Below are 17,855 nucleotides of genomic sequence, written 5' to 3' on the forward strand. Positions count from 1 at the left end.
AAATGCCATTTTTACATTAATAAAAAACCAATTATGAAAAAAACACTTGTATTACTTGTATTTGTTGCAGCATTATTTAGTTGTAAAAACGATTCAAAATCTGAAGTTGAAAATTCAGAAACAAAAATTGAAACAGAAGCTAACGGAAAAACAGCAAAACAAAACGATGGCTTAACCCTTCTTAAAGGAGAGTTTGTCTATTATGCAGATGCTGCTGTTTTACAAACACACAGAGAAGTTTACGGTGTTGTTATCAATGAAAAAATGCATGAGTTAAACAACCAAGTAAAACAATATAAGCAAGAAGATACAGACATGGTTCCTGTAGAAATAAGAGCTGAAATTATAAACAAACCAGAAAATGAAGAAGGTTGGCCACACCGCGTTATAATAAAAGAAATTTTAAGCGTAGAAAAACCAGACCCAAATAAAAACGACGTAGTAAAATTAGGATCAAAATAGTATGTTACAAATAAAAGATTTACACGCTAGTGTAGAAGAAAAAGATATTCTTAAAGGTATAAACCTAGAAGTAAAAGCAGGAGAAGTTCATGCCATAATGGGACCAAACGGTTCTGGAAAAAGTACACTAGCTTCTGTTATAGCAGGTAAAGAAGAATATGAAGTTGAAAAAGGAGAAATTATCCTTGATGGTGAAAACCTTGATGAACTAGCAGCTGAAGAGCGTGCTCACAAAGGTATTTTCTTATCATTTCAATACCCTGTTGAAATACCTGGAGTTTCTGTAACAAATTTTATAAAAACAGCTATCAACGAAACTCGCAAATCTAAAGGCCTAGAAGATATGCCTGCCAATGAAATGCTTAAGATGATTCGTGAAAAATCTGAACTACTTGAGATTGACCGCAAATTCTTATCACGCTCTTTAAATGAAGGGTTTTCTGGAGGAGAGAAAAAGCGTAATGAAATATTTCAAATGGCCATGCTTGAGCCTAAACTTGCTATTCTTGACGAAACAGATTCTGGTCTAGACATTGATGCACTTCGTATTGTTGCAAACGGTGTAAACAAGCTAAAAAGCAAAAACAATGCTGTAATTGTAATTACGCATTACCAACGTTTGCTTGACTATATAGTTCCTGACTACGTTCATGTACTTTACAAAGGAAAAATTGTAAAATCTGGGCCTAAAGAATTAGCTCACGAACTTGAAGAAAAAGGTTACGACTGGATTAAAGAAGAAGTTGGCGCATAACGCCAGTAATCAGTTATTAGTAAACCCTACTAAAACTGCAAACTGAAGATTTAAAAAATGAATTTAAAAGATAAATTAGTTTCTTCATACATCGCATTCGAAGATCATTTAGATGATAACTCGCCATTGCATGATATAAGAAACCAAGCTATAAAAACATTTGAACAAGAAGGTTTCCCTAGCAAAAAAGAAGAAGCCTGGAAATACACATCTTTAAATAGTGTATTAAAGCATGACTATAGCTTATTCCCAAAAAAGGAAAACTCTATCGAGTATAAAGACATAAAGCAATACTTAATTCATGATATAGATTGTTATAAAATTATTTTTATAGACGGTAAATACTCGTCGCATTTATCTCAAACTACCCATGATGGAATTGATGTGTGCTTAATGTCTGCCGCTTTATCAAAACCTAAATATAGGTTAGTTATAGAGAACTACTTTAATAAAGCAGCTACTAGTGATAGTTTATCATCTTTAAATACAGCGTTTTCTTGCGAAGGTGCTTACATTCATATTCCAAAAAATAAAGTTGTTGAAAAACCAATTCAAATTGTACATTTTTCAACAGGCAACGAAGCCGCTTTAATGTTACAACCACGTAACTTAATTGTTGTTGACGAAAATTCTCATGTACAAATCATTGAACGTCATCAAAGCTTAACAGAAAACCCTGTTTTAACAAATTCTGTTACTGAAATTTTTACTGCAAAGCGTGCCATTGTAGATTACTACAAAATTCAAAACGACAAACAATCTGCGTCTTTAATAGATAATACGTTTATCAAACAAAAACAAGAGAGTATTGCGTCTGTACACACATTTTCTTTTGGCGGAAAACTTACACGTAACAACTTAAATTTCTACCAAAACGGAGAGCGCATAGACTCAACGCTAAAAGGTGTTACCATTATTGGCGATAAACAACATGTAGATCATAACACGCTAGTACATCATATTGAACCTAATTGCGAAAGTCATCAAGATTACAAAGGTATCTTTGGAGATAATGCAACAGGTGTTTTTAATGGAAAAGTAATTGTTGAAAAAGAAGCTCAAAAAACCAATGCGTTTCAAGCTAACAATAACATATTAGTAAGCGATAAAGCTACAATAAACACAAAACCACAATTAGAGATTTTTGCTGATGACGTAAAATGTTCTCATGGTTGTACCATTGGACAAATAGATGAAAGTGCTATGTTTTATATGCGTTCTAGAGGTATTCCAGAAAAAGAAGCTCGTGCTCTTTTAATGTATGCTTTTAGTAATAACGTATTAAGCTCTGTAAAAATACCTGAAATAAAACAGCGTATCACAAAACTTATTGCTAAAAAATTAGGTGTTAACATCGGATTTGAACTGTAAAACTTAACGCAATTTATGAGTCTTAATATAGAAAATATACGAAAAGACTTCCCTATACTTAATAGACAAGTAAATGGAAAACCGTTAGTGTATTTTGATAATGCAGCTACTTCGCAAACACCACAACAAGTTATTGATTGTATCGTTGATTACTACAGTGGTTATAATGCTAATATACATAGAGGTGTTCATACGTTAAGTCAGGAAGCAACTGACAAATACGAAGAAGCTAGACTGAAAATACAAGCGCATTTTAATGCGAAAAAGACTCATGAAATCATTTTCACCTCTGGTACCACACACGGTATTAATTTAATAGCTAATGGATTTTCTTCGTTATTAAAAAAAGATGACGAAATTATTGTCTCTGCCTTGGAACACCACAGTAATATTGTGCCTTGGCAAATGTTGTGTGAACGCACAGGAGCAACACTAAAAGTCATTCCAATGAACCAAGATGGTGAGTTGGTTATGTCAGAATTTGACAAGCTATTATCTCAAAACACCAAATTGGTATTTGTTAATCATATTTCAAATGCTCTAGGAACCATTAACCCAATTGAGGCTATCATTGAAAAAGCGCATCAAGTAGATGCTGCAGTTTTAATTGATGGTGCTCAAGCGTGCCCACATATTAAACCAGATGTTCAGGCTTTAGACGTTGATTTTTATGTCGCTTCTGCGCATAAAATGTGTGGTCCAACAGGAGTTGGTATACTTTACGGAAAAGAAAAATGGTTAAACCTTTTACCTCCTTATCAAGGTGGTGGCGAAATGATTGCTGAAGTTACTTTTGAAAAAACAACCTACGCTGATTTACCTCATAAATTCGAAGCAGGAACACCTAATATTTGTGGAGGCATTGCTTTTGGAGCTGCAATTGATTATATGAATGCAATAGGTTTTGATGCCATTGCAAACTACGAGCATGAGCTACTTGAGTATGCTACTGAAAAGTTACTAGCTATCGATGGACTTAAAATTTACGGAACTTCTAAACATAAAACATCGGTTGTTTCTTTTAATTTAGAAGGAATTCACCCTTATGATGTAGGAACCATTCTTGATAAATTAGGTATCGCTGTTCGTACAGGTCATCATTGTGCACAACCTATCATGGATTTCTTTAAAATTCCAGGAACCGTTAGGGCTTCATTTGCCTTTTATAACACTAAAGAAGAGATTGACGCTTTAGTAGCAGGTGTCAAAAAAGCAAAAATGATGTTGTCTTAACAACTTTGGCTTCTTTTTTGTATTATTAAGTTAGTATTATAAAAATTAATCATGAAATACCTGTTAGTATAAATTCAGGTATTCATTCTGAATCTAAAAAACGACAGATGAAACTTATTATAATTTTATTAAATCTAGCTTTACTAAATGCCTGTGGCTCTGCAAAAACCGAGTCATCATTAAAGTCTAATGAAGAAAGAACCTCGCCAAGTGAATCGCTTTCTGGAACCTACAAAATACATACATTAGGAAAAAACAACCAGATTGATGCTGATTTAACTATTCGTTTTGACGAAGAAAACCATAGAGTATCTGGTTTTTCTGGTTGTAACCAATTTTCAGGTTCTTATACTATTAGCAACAATATACTAACATTTGGTCCTTTAGTAACTACAAAAAGGTATTGCAAAAGATTCATGGACATTGAGCAGGATATGCTTAAAAAACTGCAAGAAACAAATACGTTTTCATTACAAGGAGATTCGCTAAAGCTATTAACCAAAGACACATTGCTTATAGAAGCATCACTTGAGAAAACAAGTAATTCAATAGCACAAGACTCAAATCTTACTATAGAATATGTTGCCATATCTAGAGGTTATTATAAATCTATAATTATAAATAAAAACACCCTAACTATTCAAAATAGCAGGAATGAAACACCTGTATCAAGACCGTTGTCTGACAAAGAAATTTCTTCAATAGAAAAAGAGCTTGAATCTTTAGATTATAAAAACTTAAAGGATTTAGAAGCACCTTCAAAAGCGCATCAATATGATGGTGCAGCTGGAGCTTCACTAAAAGTAACACTAAATGGTGAAACTCACCAAACACCTACGTTTGATGCTGGAAAACCAAATACTACTATAGAACCTCTTGTGGCTCAATTGTTATCATTATCAGAAAAGGTTGAATAGAAATAGAACTATTCGTATTTTTGCATAAAAGAAAGACTGTGACAATACAAGAGATACAAAACGAGATTATAGACGAATTTTCAATGTTTGATGATTGGGAAGAGCGTTACCAATACATGATAGATTTAGGTAAAACACTTCCGCTAATTGATGCACAATACAAAACCGACGATTTTATTATAAAAGGTTGCCAAAGTAAAGTTTGGGTACATGCCAATTTAGATACAGACAAAGTTGTTTTTACTGCAGATAGTGATGCTATTATTACCAAAGGTATTATCGCTATTTTAATTCGTGTATTCTCAAACCAACACCCGAAAGACATCATAGAAGCTAATACAGATTTTATTGATGAAATTGGACTAAAAGAACATTTATCACCTACTAGAGCTAATGGTTTAGTAAGTATGATAAAACAATTAAAAATGTATGCAGTTGCATACCAAACACAATTAAATTAATATGGAAACCACAATAGATACAAACGCTTTAGGTGAAAAAATAGTAAAGGTTTTAAAAACTATTTTTGATCCTGAAATTCCTGTAGACATTTACGAATTAGGTTTAATTTATGACGTTTTTGTTAACGAAGATTATGATGTAAAAATCTTAATGACTTTAACAACGCCTAATTGTCCTGTTGCTGAAACATTGCCTTTAGAGGTTGAAGAAAAAGTAAAATCTTTAGACGAAGTAAAATCTGCTGAAGTAGAAATTACTTTTGATCCGCCTTGGAGTCAAGATTTAATGAGCGAAGAAGCCAAGTTAGAACTTGGTATGCTTTAATAAGGTTTTATAAATGCCAAGACGTACGCCTACTTCATTAAAAGACGATAAAAAAACTAATCTTAAGTCGTCTTTTAATGCGCTTGTTTACATTCCTAGGTTTTTTAGAGAAATCTGGAACGTAAACAAAAAACTTTTTATACTTGCTGCCTTTTGCAGATTAATTGGCGCATTGCTTCCTGTTATCATTTTATGGGTTGGAAAACTCATTATAGATGAAATTATTCTTCAAACCTCATTAGAAGTTACAGATTACACCCAAATTTGGACCTATGTTGCTGTTGAATTCACGCTAGTTATTTTATCAGATTTGGTGAGTCGTGCTATTTCATTAACTGATGGTTTACTTGGCGATGAATATAATATTGCAACTTCGGTTACTATTATAAAAAAGACCAATCAAATTAACATTAGCCTGTTAGAAGATGCCGATTTTTACGATAAGCTAGAACGTGCCAGAACGCAAACCACAGGTCGTGTTGGTCTTATGTCTAACGTGTTAGGACAAGCACAAAGCGCCATTTCTATTGCAACACTTGTGGCTGGTTTAATTTATTTTGAACCGTATTTAATCATCTTGTTGGTATTGAGTATAATTCCGTCGTTTATTAACGAAGTTCGCTTTAGTCAACAGCAATATTCATTAGCTAGAAGCTGGACAGCAGAACGCAGAGAATTAGATTACTTACGATTTATTGGTGCCAATGATAAAACAGCAAAAGAAATAAAGCTTTTTGGACTTACAGATTTTGTTGTAAATCGGTTTAAAAACCTTTCAGAAGAATACTATGAACTCAACAAAACCCTAGCTATAAAGCGTTCGGCTTTAGGTTTTGTTTTTAATGTTTTGGGTTCATTAAGTTATTATGGTGCTTATGTGTTCATCATTTATCGTGTGCTTTCTGGTGCTATTACACTAGGTGAACTTACGTTTCTTTCTGGGTCTTTCAATAGGCTTATGAAAAACCTTCAAGACTTCTTTTCAAAATTCACACGTATTTCTGAAAGTGCTTTATACCTTAAAGATTATTTTGATTTCGTTGATATTTCTGTAGCTTCAAAAACCAAAGAAGATGTACCATTACCAAAACAGATTAAACAAGGTTTTGAGTTTAAAGACGTGCGTTTTTCGTATCCAGGTTCTGAAGTTGAAATATTAAAAGGCATTTCGTTTACATTACAAGCTGGCGAAAAACTAGCGTTTGTCGGTCAAAATGGTGCAGGAAAAACCACATTAACCAAATTGTTATTACGTTTTTACGAACCAACTTCTGGAGAAATTTTGTTAGATGGTATTAATATAAATCGCTTTAACAAAGCCGAATACCAAGAGTTTTTTGGAGTGATTTTTCAAGATTTCTTTAAGTATGAATTTACTGTAAAAGAAAACATTGCTATTGGTGATATTGACGAACTGAACAATCAAGAAAAAATTGAAAATGCTGCTGAATTAAGTTTGGCAAATGATGTGATTTCAGAGCTAAAACACGGTTACAACCAACAATTAGGAAAACGTTTTGTAAACGGCATGGAACTTTCTGGTGGACAATGGCAAAAAGTAGCTTTAGCAAGAGCGTATATGAAAAATGCCGAAGTAATGATTCTAGATGAACCTACATCAGCACTTGATGCCAAAGCTGAAAGTGATGTATTCACAAGGTTTATTGGGCTTACCGAAGGAAAAACAAGCATTATTATTTCACATAGATTTAGTACAGTTAGACAAGCCGATAGGATTTTGGTTCTAGAAGAAGGTCGTGTTCTTGAAATAGGAACTCACGAAGCGTTGATGGCAAACAAATCGTTATATGCTGAATTATTTACACTTCAGGCTGAAGGTTATCAATAGCTTTCAACATATTAAACACTCGATTATCGAGTAAAACAATTTATCTTTGTAGTATGGCAGAAGAAATTATAAACAGAGTCGCAAATAGTAAACTTGTTACTATAGATTTGGAAGACTACTATCCAAAAGGGCAACGCGTGTTATTTGATATAAAAGACTGGTTGTTTCAAGAGCTTATTTTAAAAGAATCTGATTTTAGAGCTTTTGTTAAGGAGCACGATTGGTCACAATATCAAGATGCTTATTTAGCATTAACGTGTTCGGTAGATGCCATAATTCCATCTTGGGCATATTTACTTATTACATCGCATGTTTCGGCTTATGCCAAAAAAATTGTAGTTGGTGATTTGGTGACTTTAGAAACAGCAATTTATCAAGATATTATATCGCAATTAGATGTTTCAGACTATTCTGAAAAACCTCTTATTATAAAAGGATGTGCCAACAAACCTATCCCTGAATCTGCTTACACATTGCTTATTTCAAAGTTACAACCTATAGCAAAATCTATTATGTATGGTGAAGCTTGTTCTACAGTGCCTTTGTACAAGAAAAAATAGCTTTTAAAAAAATTTGCTACATTTATAGTAAGACCTATATTTGCAGGCTTTTAAAAAATTAATCAATTAATTAAAACATTAAAAATGAAAAAAAATTTACTTTCATTCGTATTGTTTATGGCAACCTTAACGGCTGGGTTCTCGCAAACATTAGAAGAATTAAAATCTGAACAAGCAGCCAAGAAAGATTCTATCGCAGCCATTCAAAGTCGTGTTGATGCTATTCAATCTAAAATAGATGCTATGCCAGGATGGCGTATTGGCGCTGTAGGAATTGTTGGTGCTAGTTTTTCTGAATTTAACAACTGGTATGCACAAGGAGCTCCTAACAACTCTGCTGGTAATATTTCAATTTCTTTTAGCCCTTATGCTAACTTGATGAAAGAAAAATACTTTTGGAACAATAACGCTAATATTAATTTAGGTTGGGTAAAGTTTGATGATAAAGATGATCCTACTGACAACAAAGATTTTAGAGAAGCTACTGATGTTTTCAATATTACATCGCTTTTTGGTTATAAATTAACTGAAAAAATAGCAGTTTCTACATTAGCTGAATATAGAACAACGCTATTAAATAACTTTAACGATCCTGGATATTTAGACGCTGGTCTTGGTATTACTTGGACACCTATAACAAATTTAGTTGTTGTTGTTCATCCTGCCAACTACAACTTTGTTTTTGCTGATGATGATACAACATTTGAATCTTCATTAGGTGCAAAAATTGTTGCTAACTATACAAAGTCTATTGGTGGTTTAAAGATTATGTCTAACCTATCTGCTTTTCAAAGTTATGAGGATTCAAACTTATCAAACTGGACGTGGATAAACTCTTTTAGCTATTCTATTTTTAAAGGTATTGGTGTTGGTTTTGAACTTGGTTTAAGAAACAACAAGCAAGAAGCTTTAAACTATGCTAAAACAACATTAGGTAACACAAATGCTACTTTTGATACTGTTGATAATGAATTACAAGTTTATACAACTGCAGGTATTAGCTACTCTTTCTAAAAAAGAGGTATAGAAATATTATAAAAAAAGCATCCTCATCGGATGCTTTTTTATTTTCCTTTAAATTCTTTTTCAGTCTTTTTACTTTTAAAAAGCTTTTTTAGCCAACCATCTTCTTTCTCTGGTTTACAATCTAAATCACTTAAAACATCTTGACTAGGTTTCTCAAAATGAGCTTTAGTAATTTGATTATAGGTTTTATCTTTATTTAGCTTTTGATAAAATTTAGCAAACATTGGTAACGCTGAATTAGCTCCTTGCCCTAAACCGGTTGTTTTGAACCCAATGTTATAATTATCATTTCCTACCCAAGTAACAGTTACCAAATTGGGTGTTATACCAACAAACCAACCATCTTTATTATCTTGTGTTGTCCCTGTTTTTCCTGCAATATCATTATTAAGGTTATAACTAGAACGCAATCTTTTTGCCGTACCAGTGTTTACTGTAGATTTCATCATTTGTAACATAACCTGCCTTGTGTAATCGCTGTATGCTTTTTCTTCAAACACTTCAGGCTCAAAACTCGCTATAACATTACCTGCTTTATCTTCAATCTTTGTAATGGCATAAGGCCTAACAGGTTTACTATTATTTACAAAGCTTGTGTAAGCTGCTGTTAGCTGTTTTAAATTGATTTCTGCAACTCCTAATGCTAGCGATGGCTGTTCTGGTAATTCTTTGGTAATTCCCATTTTATTAGCTTGTGCAATCACGTTGCTAATACCAACATCATTTAAAACTTTTACAGCAATAGTATTTACTGAGTTACTTAATGCTGCTTCTAGATTGTAGTTTATATCAGGGTTTTCTTCTTCTGCGCCAGCATTGGTTGGTTTCCAATTGTTAAAATTGGTATATGTAATGGCTTCAAGAGAGAAATATGTACAAGGTTTCATACCGTTTTCAATAGCTGCTGTATAGACAAAAGGCTTAAAGGTTGAACCCACTTGACGCTCGCTTTGAGAAACATGATCATATTTATAATAACGATAATCAATACCTCCTATATAAGCTCTAATGGCACCTGTTTTAGGGTCTAATGATAACATACCTGTGTTGAGAAGCTTTAAGTAATGCTGTAAACTATCTACTACAGACATAGGCTTTATAGCTGTTTCTTTCCAGGTAAACACATCCATGTCTCGAGAAACAGACAATGAATCTAAAATTTGCTGATGCAAAAGTCCATCGTTTTTATAACGTTTATATGCTGGTAATTCTTTTATTGCTTTATCAACAATAGGACTATCTTTACTCCAAGGAGCATTCTTGCCATAAGATGCTTCATAAGCTTCTTGAAGCTTGGTTAAGTGCTCTTTCATAGCTTCTTCAGCATAGGTTTGCATTGTTGCATCTAGGGTTGTATGTACAACCAAACCGTCTTTATACAAATCATAAGCATCGCCATTTGGCTTTTTAAGCTCATTTAAAATCTCTTTTAATTCTTGTTTTACTTGCGCTCTAAAATAAGGTGCTAACCCAACATCATGATTGAATGATTGATATTTTAAAAGTAGTGAATCGGTTTGCAGTTGTGATGCCTGCTCCTTGTCTAGATAGTTGTACTTGACCATTTGGTTCAATACCACATTTCTTCTACTTGTACTGCGTTCTAAATATTTTCTAGGATTATAATAATTGTTTGCTTTTAATGTACCAACAAGCGTTGCTGATTCAGCTATAGTTAATTGAGAAGCCGTTTTATTGAAAAACTTTTGTGAAGCACTTTCTATTCCGTAGGTATTATCTGGAAAAGGAACCGTATTGAGATATAATGTTAATATTTCTTTTTTTGAGTAAACATCTTCTATACGCCTTGCTGTTATAGACTCTTTAAATTTGTTAATAAGCATACTAAATGCCCAATAATGCTGTCTTCCATAAAGGTTTTTTGCAAGCTGCAATGTTATTGTGCTGCCACCACCAGCTGATGAATCTCCAAGTAAAATATTTTTAAAAAAAACACGTAATAAACTAATATTATCAACACCATGATGCTCATAAAATCTAGCATCTTCAGTAGCTACTAAAGCATCAATAAGATGCTGTGGAAACGCCTCATAAGTAAGCGGTTGCCTATCGTAGATATAGTATTTACCTATAAGTTTTTCATTTGTATCTAAAATTTGGGTAGCTTCAGCTTGTTTGAGTGAACTTAAAACATCTTTCGTTGGTATTTTTCCAAATACTCCTAAATAGGTGCATATGTAAAGTGACACAAGAAAGACTAAACCGGCTATAAATAACCTAAAAGACCATTTTACCCACGTTTTCCTTAACAATGTTTTGAGTTTTATCATAATGTAATTACAAACGCTTGAAAAATTTATTTATTAGGTTTATGATTTACTCTTCTTCCCCTAAATTCTCATAATTATAGTCTGGATACAGAAAATGGTTGTAAGGAAAACGCGTTATGTGAATTTCTCTAACCTCATCATAAACACGCTTTTTAAAGTCTTCTAAATTTTGTTTGTTTATGGCAGAAATAAATAAAGCGTTGTTTCCTATCTTGTTCATCCAAGTTTTTTTCCACTCTTGTAATGTGTAATTGGCTTTTGTTCGTTCTGTTACTAAATCGGTTTCATCATAAGGTTCAGCTTCATAAGCATCAATTTTATTAAAAACCATTATTGTAGGCTTATCAGCGCTATCTATTTCTCCTAAAATTTTATTTACAGACTCAATGTGTTCTTCAAAATTAGGATGCGATATATCAACCACATGCAACAGCAAATCAGCTTCACGAACCTCATCTAAAGTACTTTTAAAACTTTCAACTAATTGTGTTGGTAGTTTTCTAATAAAACCTACAGTATCTGTTAACAAAAAAGGAAGGTTTTGAATAACTACTTTACGAACGGTAGTATCAAGTGTTGCAAACAATTTATTTTCTGCAAAAACCTCACTTTTACTTATGGTGTTCATTAAGGTAGATTTCCCAACGTTTGTATAACCTACAAGTGCCACACGAACCATTTTACCACGGTTACCACGCTGAACAGCCATTTGCTTATCTATGGTCTTTATTTTGTCTTTAAGCAATGCTATTTTATCACGTACTATACGTCTATCTGTTTCTATCTCGGTTTCACCAGGACCACGCATACCAATACCTCCTTTTTGACGTTCAAGGTGAGTCCACATACCTTTAAGTCTTGGTAACAAGTATTCGCATTGCGCTAACTCTACTTGTGTTCTGGCATAGCTTGTTTGTGCTCGCTGTGCAAAAATATCGAGAATAAGGTTTGTTCTATCTAATACTTTACAGTTTAGTATTTTACTAATATTACGCTCTTGTGCTGGTGATAATTCGTCATCAAAAATTGCAGTGCCAACTTCATGCTCTTCAATAAATTTTTGTACATCCTGCATTTTTCCAGTCCCAATAAACGTTTTGGGATTAGGCATATCCATTTTTTGAGTAAAACGCTTTATAACGTCTCCTCCAGCTGTATATGTTAAAAATTCGAGCTCATCTAAATACTCTTTAGACTTTTCTTCATCTTGCTCTCTAGTAACAACACCTATTAAAACTGCTTTCTCTAAAGCAATGTCTTTCTTTTCTATCATAAAAATTTATATGGCACAAAGTTACAAGTATAAAATGAATTTTTGAAAAATGAATGCTGTATTAATATGTATCTTTATCTTTAAAAACAAATATTTACAAATTATAATGCCTGATAACTTACCAAAACAATTATATACAGTTGCTTTTTATAATCTTGAAAATCTATTTGATATTTATGATGACGAGATGACTAATGACAATGATTTTTTACCAACTTCTGCAAAACGATGGACACATAAACGATATCAAAATAAAATACGAAAGCTCGGCTATTCTATTTCTAGAATAGGTTTAGAAAACACTAATAATCCACCTACAATAATTGGCATTGCTGAAGTTGAAAATAGTTTTGTTTTAGACGATTTACTAAACAGTAAACATTTAAAAGATTTTCCTTACGATTATATTCATTATGATTCTCCTGATGAACGCGGAATTGATGTTGCTTTAGTTTTTAATAAAGATGTGTTTACTATTGAAAACTCCGAAACTTTTCCGGTGCATATTTATGATGAAGATGGTAGTATTGATTACACAAGAGACATTTTGCTAGTTACAGGCTTTATAAACAATGAACGTATTCATATACTGGTTAATCACTGGCCTTCTAGGCATGGTGGTGAGACAACTACCGAAATAAAGCGAATAACCGCTGCAAATAGTGTCACAGATATTATTAACACTATTAAAAATGAAGATTCGCACGCTAAAATTATTGTTTCAGGCGACTTTAATGATGACCCATATAGTAATAGTATTAAAAAATTAGTTAGTGATAACAATTTGTATAATCCTATGGATACGCTTCTTTCAGACACTTTAGGGACTACAAGTCATAACTTTAGTTGGAACCTGTTTGATCAAATTATGATAAGCACTAATTTTTTTGAAACTAAAGCTGATAAGCTATCACTAAAAAGCACACATATTTTTAATGCTGATTTTTTAAGACAATTTCACGGACGCTATAAAGACACTCCTTTCAGGACATATGTAGGAAAAAAATATAAAGGTGGCTATAGTGATCATTTTCCTGTTTATATGGTTTTAAAAACAAATTAAATAAAAAAGCCCGCTAAAATTTAGCGGGCTTTTTTATTTAATTATTTATCCAATTAAGGAACAAATACTCTTACGTTATCAACGTGAATTGTTGTATTTAAATCTGCAGTATCACTTCCTGTATACCTAAACGCTATATAAGCAGTTCCTGTATAAGAAGAGATATCAATGTTTCCTGAATTAGTAAAGTTAAACCAAGTATCAAAATCAGCTTCTAAACTAGAAGTAAACTCTAAAGATGTCCAAGTTGCAGAAGTAATATCAGCTTCATTTCCTGAAAAATCAGTAGAAATTAATACTTCAATAGCATCATGACCTGCATCAGGGTAAGCGTGTTCTGTTTGGAAAGATAAAATTTCACCATCTTGAGCATCTAAATCAATACCTGGAGAAATTAACCATCCTATGTTGCTAGATTCTGTTGTTCCGTAAGCTGTAAATTCAGCATAACCATTACCGCTGTAAACTTGCTCTGACCATAATTCTGAACCAGCTTCAGCAAAGTTTATCCAACCGTTAGTGTTTAATGTTGTGTTATCTGTAGAATCATTAAAAAGTTCTTCAAAAACAGGATCACATCTTTCTGAATCAAACATAACATCAGCAGTATCTCTAATAAATAACTGGTAATCTGAATTATACTTACTAAACACTGCAACTAATGATCCTCTTCCTTGAGGGAACATTTGGCTTTTAAAATCTGCAAACCCACTGTTTCTTAATATAGTTTCAGAATCGTCAACACAGTTTTTAATATATCTGTTTACAGTATAAGTATCATCTAAATTTCCGTAAGCTTGTCCTAATTCTGCCGATCTTAATTGCATATCATCAATTTGAACTAGCATATTAATGTAGCTATCGTCAAATTCAGCAGGAGTAATTACTTTAGGAACGATAGTCTCTACTACAGTAGATCTAACAAGGTATTGTTCGTAATCAGCACCAGAGATACGCTCTACAGCATTGCTCTCTATAGCTCCAATGTGTAAAACACCGTTTACATCATCCATTCCTAAATTAAGACCTAAATCACTATCAGATAAGATAACATATACTTTTTGTCCTGGCTTATATTGTGCAAAAAGTGATGTAGCATCAATATCAATTTGAATAGCTGCAGATGGGTTTTCTGGAGCATCTTGAATTATTAAAGTTTTGTAGAAGTTTCCTGCTTCATCACTAGAAACTACATATCCTGAAATAATTACCTTACCTCCATTACTTACTTCTGAAAAGTTCACTAAACTTCCTGTATACATTGCTTTTACTTGTGCAATTGTATTAGTCTCTGTAATATTTGGTTCTTGTAAAATTACGGTAGGTACACTGTAATCATCATCTTGTACACAAGCAGTGATACAAAACATAGCAACCAAACCTAGGGCTAATGATAAAATTTTACTCGTTTTCATAATTTAAATGTTTTAATTAATATTTTTCTTTTTCTTTTTTTAAAATCTAAAGTTAAGGTTTACAAAGTAATTAGCACCTCTTCCGTACCAATATTTTGATCCAAATACACGTGTTCCATTGCTGGCATCATCACGTAATTGTCTGTAATTTGCATTACGTCCTTGCTCAAAACCTCCTGTTTTGTATACTTCATCAAAAAGGTTTCCTACGCTTGCAAAAAATCCTACATAGTAATCACCTATTTTCCAAGATTTACCTCCCATTAAGTTTACTACGTAATAATCATCAAATTCTTCTTGTTTTAACAACTCTCTAGCTAAAGCAGGATCATAGTCGTTAAATACTACGTTGTTTGTTCCATCAATTGGATCTAAATAAAAGTTTTTAGTTCTTGTTAATGGAGCTACATCAACATAAGTATTGTTAAAATAGTTTACAGTTGCTCCAAACCACCAGTAGTCAGGATCACGGTATTCAAAACCTACAGAGTAAGCTTGTTGCGGTCCTCCTGCAATTTTATAGTCTTTTAAGTATGCTGTTCCTTGATCTACAGTAACATCATCAGCACTTAAAATTAAGTTAGGGTTATTATCATAAGTGTATTGTCCTATTGAAGCAGCACCTTTTAATTTAAGTGTTGGTAAAACTTGTGCTTCAATACCTATTTCAGCACCAAAGTGCTTTTTGTCAATTCCTTGTAAAATCTCACTTACAAACTCTGAATCTTCTGAAAATCCTTGAACTCCATCAGCATAATAGAATGAAATTTCATTAGCATCTTCAGACTTAATGTAAAACCCTGTGATTTTTGCTTTTACAATTGGTGAACGGAAAATATAGCTAATATCAGCAGAAGATATTTTTTCTTCTGTAATGTTTGGTACTATATTGTGGTTTACTCTGGCATTAGAATATGTATTTCTTAATGAAGGTGCTTTTGTTAAATATCCTGCATTTACATCAACTAAATGTTTTCCAGAAAACTTGTATGTAAATCCTGCTTTACCTCCAAAACCATTAAAGTCTAATTTTTCTCCTTTTCCTAATGAGTTATTTAAATTAGCTTCGTTTTGGTATAAACCTTCACGTTGATATTGAGTACTTGTGTAGCTACCTGAAAGGTAAAAATCTACTTTACTATATTTGAATTGAGCTTGAGCATATCCAGAAACTACATCAGCATATAAGTTGTAGTTATACTTAAATTTATCTCCTTCTAAAGCAACACGATTAGGGTTTTGTAAATCAAATTGGAATCCGTCAAATGAATCTACGTTTAAGAAACCGCTTCCACCTAATAAGTCTAATATTTCAGCAAAGTTTTCAGATTTTAATTTTCTATAATTAACAGAAGCATTTAATATAATGTTCTCGTTAATTTCAGAAGTTAATATTGAGTTTACTGTTAACTGCTTATCATCATTTCTATCTTCATATAGTGCATACGTTGAGTAAGCTCCTATGTTTTCCATGTTTGTTCTATATAATGAAGCCCAATCAATTTGACCGTCATTAACAAAACTGTGTTGTCTTTTGTATGCTTCAGCAAAATCAGGACCTTCATCAAGACCTAACCAAAAGCTTGGTAACTTTTGATAGTAAGCTGGACTTGGGTTAGAACCATTTCCTATTGGGTTGTCGTTTACTAAACGTGTTCCTCCGTAATCTAAACGGCTATTTCCTGTTTTACCAAACTGATATCCAACATTGGTGTTTAATTTTGTTTTACTGCTTATATCCCAGTAGTGGTTAAGCATTAAAATTGGCTCCTCTATTTCTTTAATACGAGAGTTACGTTTATCACCATCGTACCATCCCCAATATTCGTTGTATTTTATACCTCTTAAATCATAAACCTCTTGTGTGTTTGGAGATGATTTTCCTCTACGGTTTGGAGTATAAATAGATGTAAAGTTTAAGCTATGTTTCTCACCTAATTGCTTCTCTACAGATGCAAAAAATGAATTAGAGTCATATAAAGTAGCCTCTTGGTAACCTTCGTCTCCCCAACGTCTACCTGCCATAAGAGCATAAGACCATCCGCCTTTTAATAAACCTGAAGCGTAGCTAGCCATAATTCTGTTTGTGTAACTTCTATTTGATGTAGAGTAAGTAACACGACCACCTTCTCTATATTTAGAAGCTCTTACAATCATATTTGTGGTTCCTAAAACACCTCCAAAATTATAATTAGAAGGTTGTAAACCTGTTGTTAATTCTTGATTTCTAACAACATCATTTAAACCACCCCAATTACTCCATTGTGGACGACCATTGTACATCTTGTTCATTTCAATACCATTTACAAGTACTGAACCATTTTCAGAATCTAAACCTCTAACTCTAAAGAAAGACGGGCTAAATTCAAAAGCTGCTGTACGTTGAAAAACATCTTGTGATGATTGTAATAAACCAGAAATGTTATCCATTCCACTAGTATCATCATTAAGTTCATCATCAGATAAGGTAATAGTGAACAGGTCTGCATCTGTAACCACTTTTTCTAAAGTCATATCAGTAATGTTTACTGTTTGACCTGCGTTTACAACAATAGGGTACCTTTTTGAGATATAACCACTTTTAGAAATCACTAAAATTTGTTCTCCTAATGGTACTGTCTCTAAGAACTCAAAAGTTCCTTCTTCTCCAGTTACAACTGATAGTTCTGTTCCTTCAATAGTAACTGTTACTTCTGGAATTGGCTCAAAAGAGATAGCTTCTGTTACGCTACCTTTTACTAGTGTTTGCTGTGCATACATAGTAAATGTTGAGATAACTCCGAATAGGTAAATAAATAAGCGTTTTTTCATACTTAAATTTATAGTTAATAATAGTTTCTGCGTTAAATAATTAT

At 32.8% G+C, this 17,855-nt stretch carries 15 protein-coding genes; 11 read left to right on the forward strand and 4 right to left on the reverse strand.

All coding sequences use genetic code 11. From position 1 onward, the window contains the following. Positions 1–33 precede the first annotated feature (33 nt). The 10 genes from ACN5J3_RS05895 (at position 34) to ACN5J3_RS05940 (ending at position 8,946) form a co-directional block, all read left to right on the forward strand. Positions 34–462 (forward strand): hypothetical protein, encoded by a 429-nt coding sequence (locus ACN5J3_RS05895; RefSeq protein WP_417290556.1) that lies wholly within the window; start codon positions 34–36, stop codon positions 460–462. A 1-nt stretch (position 463) separates the two neighbouring features. Continuing rightward, positions 464–1,216 (forward strand): Fe-S cluster assembly ATPase SufC, encoded by a 753-nt coding sequence (gene sufC, locus ACN5J3_RS05900; RefSeq protein ID WP_344726567.1) that lies wholly within the window; start codon positions 464–466, stop codon positions 1,214–1,216. A 57-nt stretch (positions 1,217–1,273) separates the two neighbouring features. Beyond that, positions 1,274–2,587, forward strand: a complete 1,314-nt coding sequence (gene sufD / locus ACN5J3_RS05905; protein WP_418508641.1) for a Fe-S cluster assembly protein SufD — start codon at positions 1,274–1,276, stop codon at positions 2,585–2,587. Between the two features lie 15 nt (positions 2,588–2,602). Further along, a complete protein-coding gene (locus ACN5J3_RS05910; protein WP_418511106.1) occupies positions 2,603–3,820 on the forward strand; it encodes an aminotransferase class V-fold PLP-dependent enzyme in 1,218 nt (405 codons plus the stop codon). 107 nt (positions 3,821–3,927) lie between these two features. Continuing rightward, positions 3,928–4,737: an META domain-containing protein gene (locus ACN5J3_RS05915; RefSeq protein WP_418511107.1), complete on the forward strand. Its 810-nt coding sequence runs from the start codon at positions 3,928–3,930 to the stop codon at positions 4,735–4,737. Between the two features lie 38 nt (positions 4,738–4,775). Further along, positions 4,776–5,198: a SufE family protein gene (locus ACN5J3_RS05920; protein WP_129759930.1), complete on the forward strand. Its 423-nt coding sequence runs from the start codon at positions 4,776–4,778 to the stop codon at positions 5,196–5,198. Between the two features lies 1 nt (position 5,199). Beyond that, a complete protein-coding gene (locus ACN5J3_RS05925; RefSeq protein ID WP_262733572.1) occupies positions 5,200–5,523 on the forward strand; it encodes a DUF59 domain-containing protein in 324 nt (107 codons plus the stop codon). A gap of 13 nt (positions 5,524–5,536) precedes the next feature. Continuing rightward, positions 5,537–7,372 carry an ABC transporter ATP-binding protein gene (locus tag ACN5J3_RS05930; protein ID WP_418511108.1) on the forward strand — a complete coding sequence of 612 codons (1,836 nt, stop codon included), beginning with the start codon at positions 5,537–5,539 and terminating at the stop codon, positions 7,370–7,372. A 53-nt stretch (positions 7,373–7,425) separates the two neighbouring features. Beyond that, positions 7,426–7,932, forward strand: coding sequence for a DUF2480 family protein (locus ACN5J3_RS05935; RefSeq protein WP_418511109.1), 507 nt, complete (start codon positions 7,426–7,428; stop codon positions 7,930–7,932). Between the two features lie 84 nt (positions 7,933–8,016). Beyond that, positions 8,017–8,946, forward strand: coding sequence for a DUF3078 domain-containing protein (locus ACN5J3_RS05940; protein ID WP_418511110.1), 930 nt, complete (start codon positions 8,017–8,019; stop codon positions 8,944–8,946). A gap of 50 nt (positions 8,947–8,996) precedes the next feature. On the opposite strand, the gene ACN5J3_RS05945 is transcribed toward ACN5J3_RS05940, so the two are convergent. Then, positions 8,997–11,249 (reverse strand): penicillin-binding protein 1A, encoded by a 2,253-nt coding sequence (locus ACN5J3_RS05945; protein ID WP_418511111.1) that lies wholly within the window; start codon positions 11,247–11,249, stop codon positions 8,997–8,999. Positions 11,250–11,295: 46 nt separating this feature from the next. Next, positions 11,296–12,522: a GTPase HflX gene (gene hflX / locus ACN5J3_RS05950; protein WP_417290546.1), complete on the reverse strand. Its 1,227-nt coding sequence runs from the start codon at positions 12,520–12,522 to the stop codon at positions 11,296–11,298. A gap of 106 nt (positions 12,523–12,628) precedes the next feature. Here hflX and ACN5J3_RS05955 point away from each other — a divergent pair, with 106 nt between their 5' ends. Further along, on the forward strand, positions 12,629–13,585 hold the full coding sequence (locus ACN5J3_RS05955; RefSeq protein ID WP_418511112.1) for an endonuclease: 957 nt from the start codon (positions 12,629–12,631) through the stop codon (positions 13,583–13,585). A 53-nt stretch (positions 13,586–13,638) separates the two neighbouring features. Here ACN5J3_RS05955 and ACN5J3_RS05960 read toward each other — a convergent pair whose 3' ends face one another. Together ACN5J3_RS05960 and ACN5J3_RS05965 are read right to left on the reverse strand one after the other, a co-directional pair. Beyond that, positions 13,639–15,000, reverse strand: coding sequence for a DUF5689 domain-containing protein (locus tag ACN5J3_RS05960; RefSeq protein ID WP_417290543.1), 1,362 nt, complete (start codon positions 14,998–15,000; stop codon positions 13,639–13,641). A gap of 39 nt (positions 15,001–15,039) precedes the next feature. Then, entirely contained in the window at positions 15,040–17,811 is a 2,772-nt protein-coding gene (locus tag ACN5J3_RS05965) for a carboxypeptidase regulatory-like domain-containing protein (protein WP_418508650.1), read from the reverse strand. Positions 17,812–17,855: the final 44 nt, after the last annotated feature.

It is taken from the genome of Corallibacter sp. (assembly GCF_048381695.1).
Classification (GTDB): domain Bacteria; phylum Bacteroidota; class Bacteroidia; order Flavobacteriales; family Flavobacteriaceae; genus Corallibacter; species Corallibacter vietnamensis.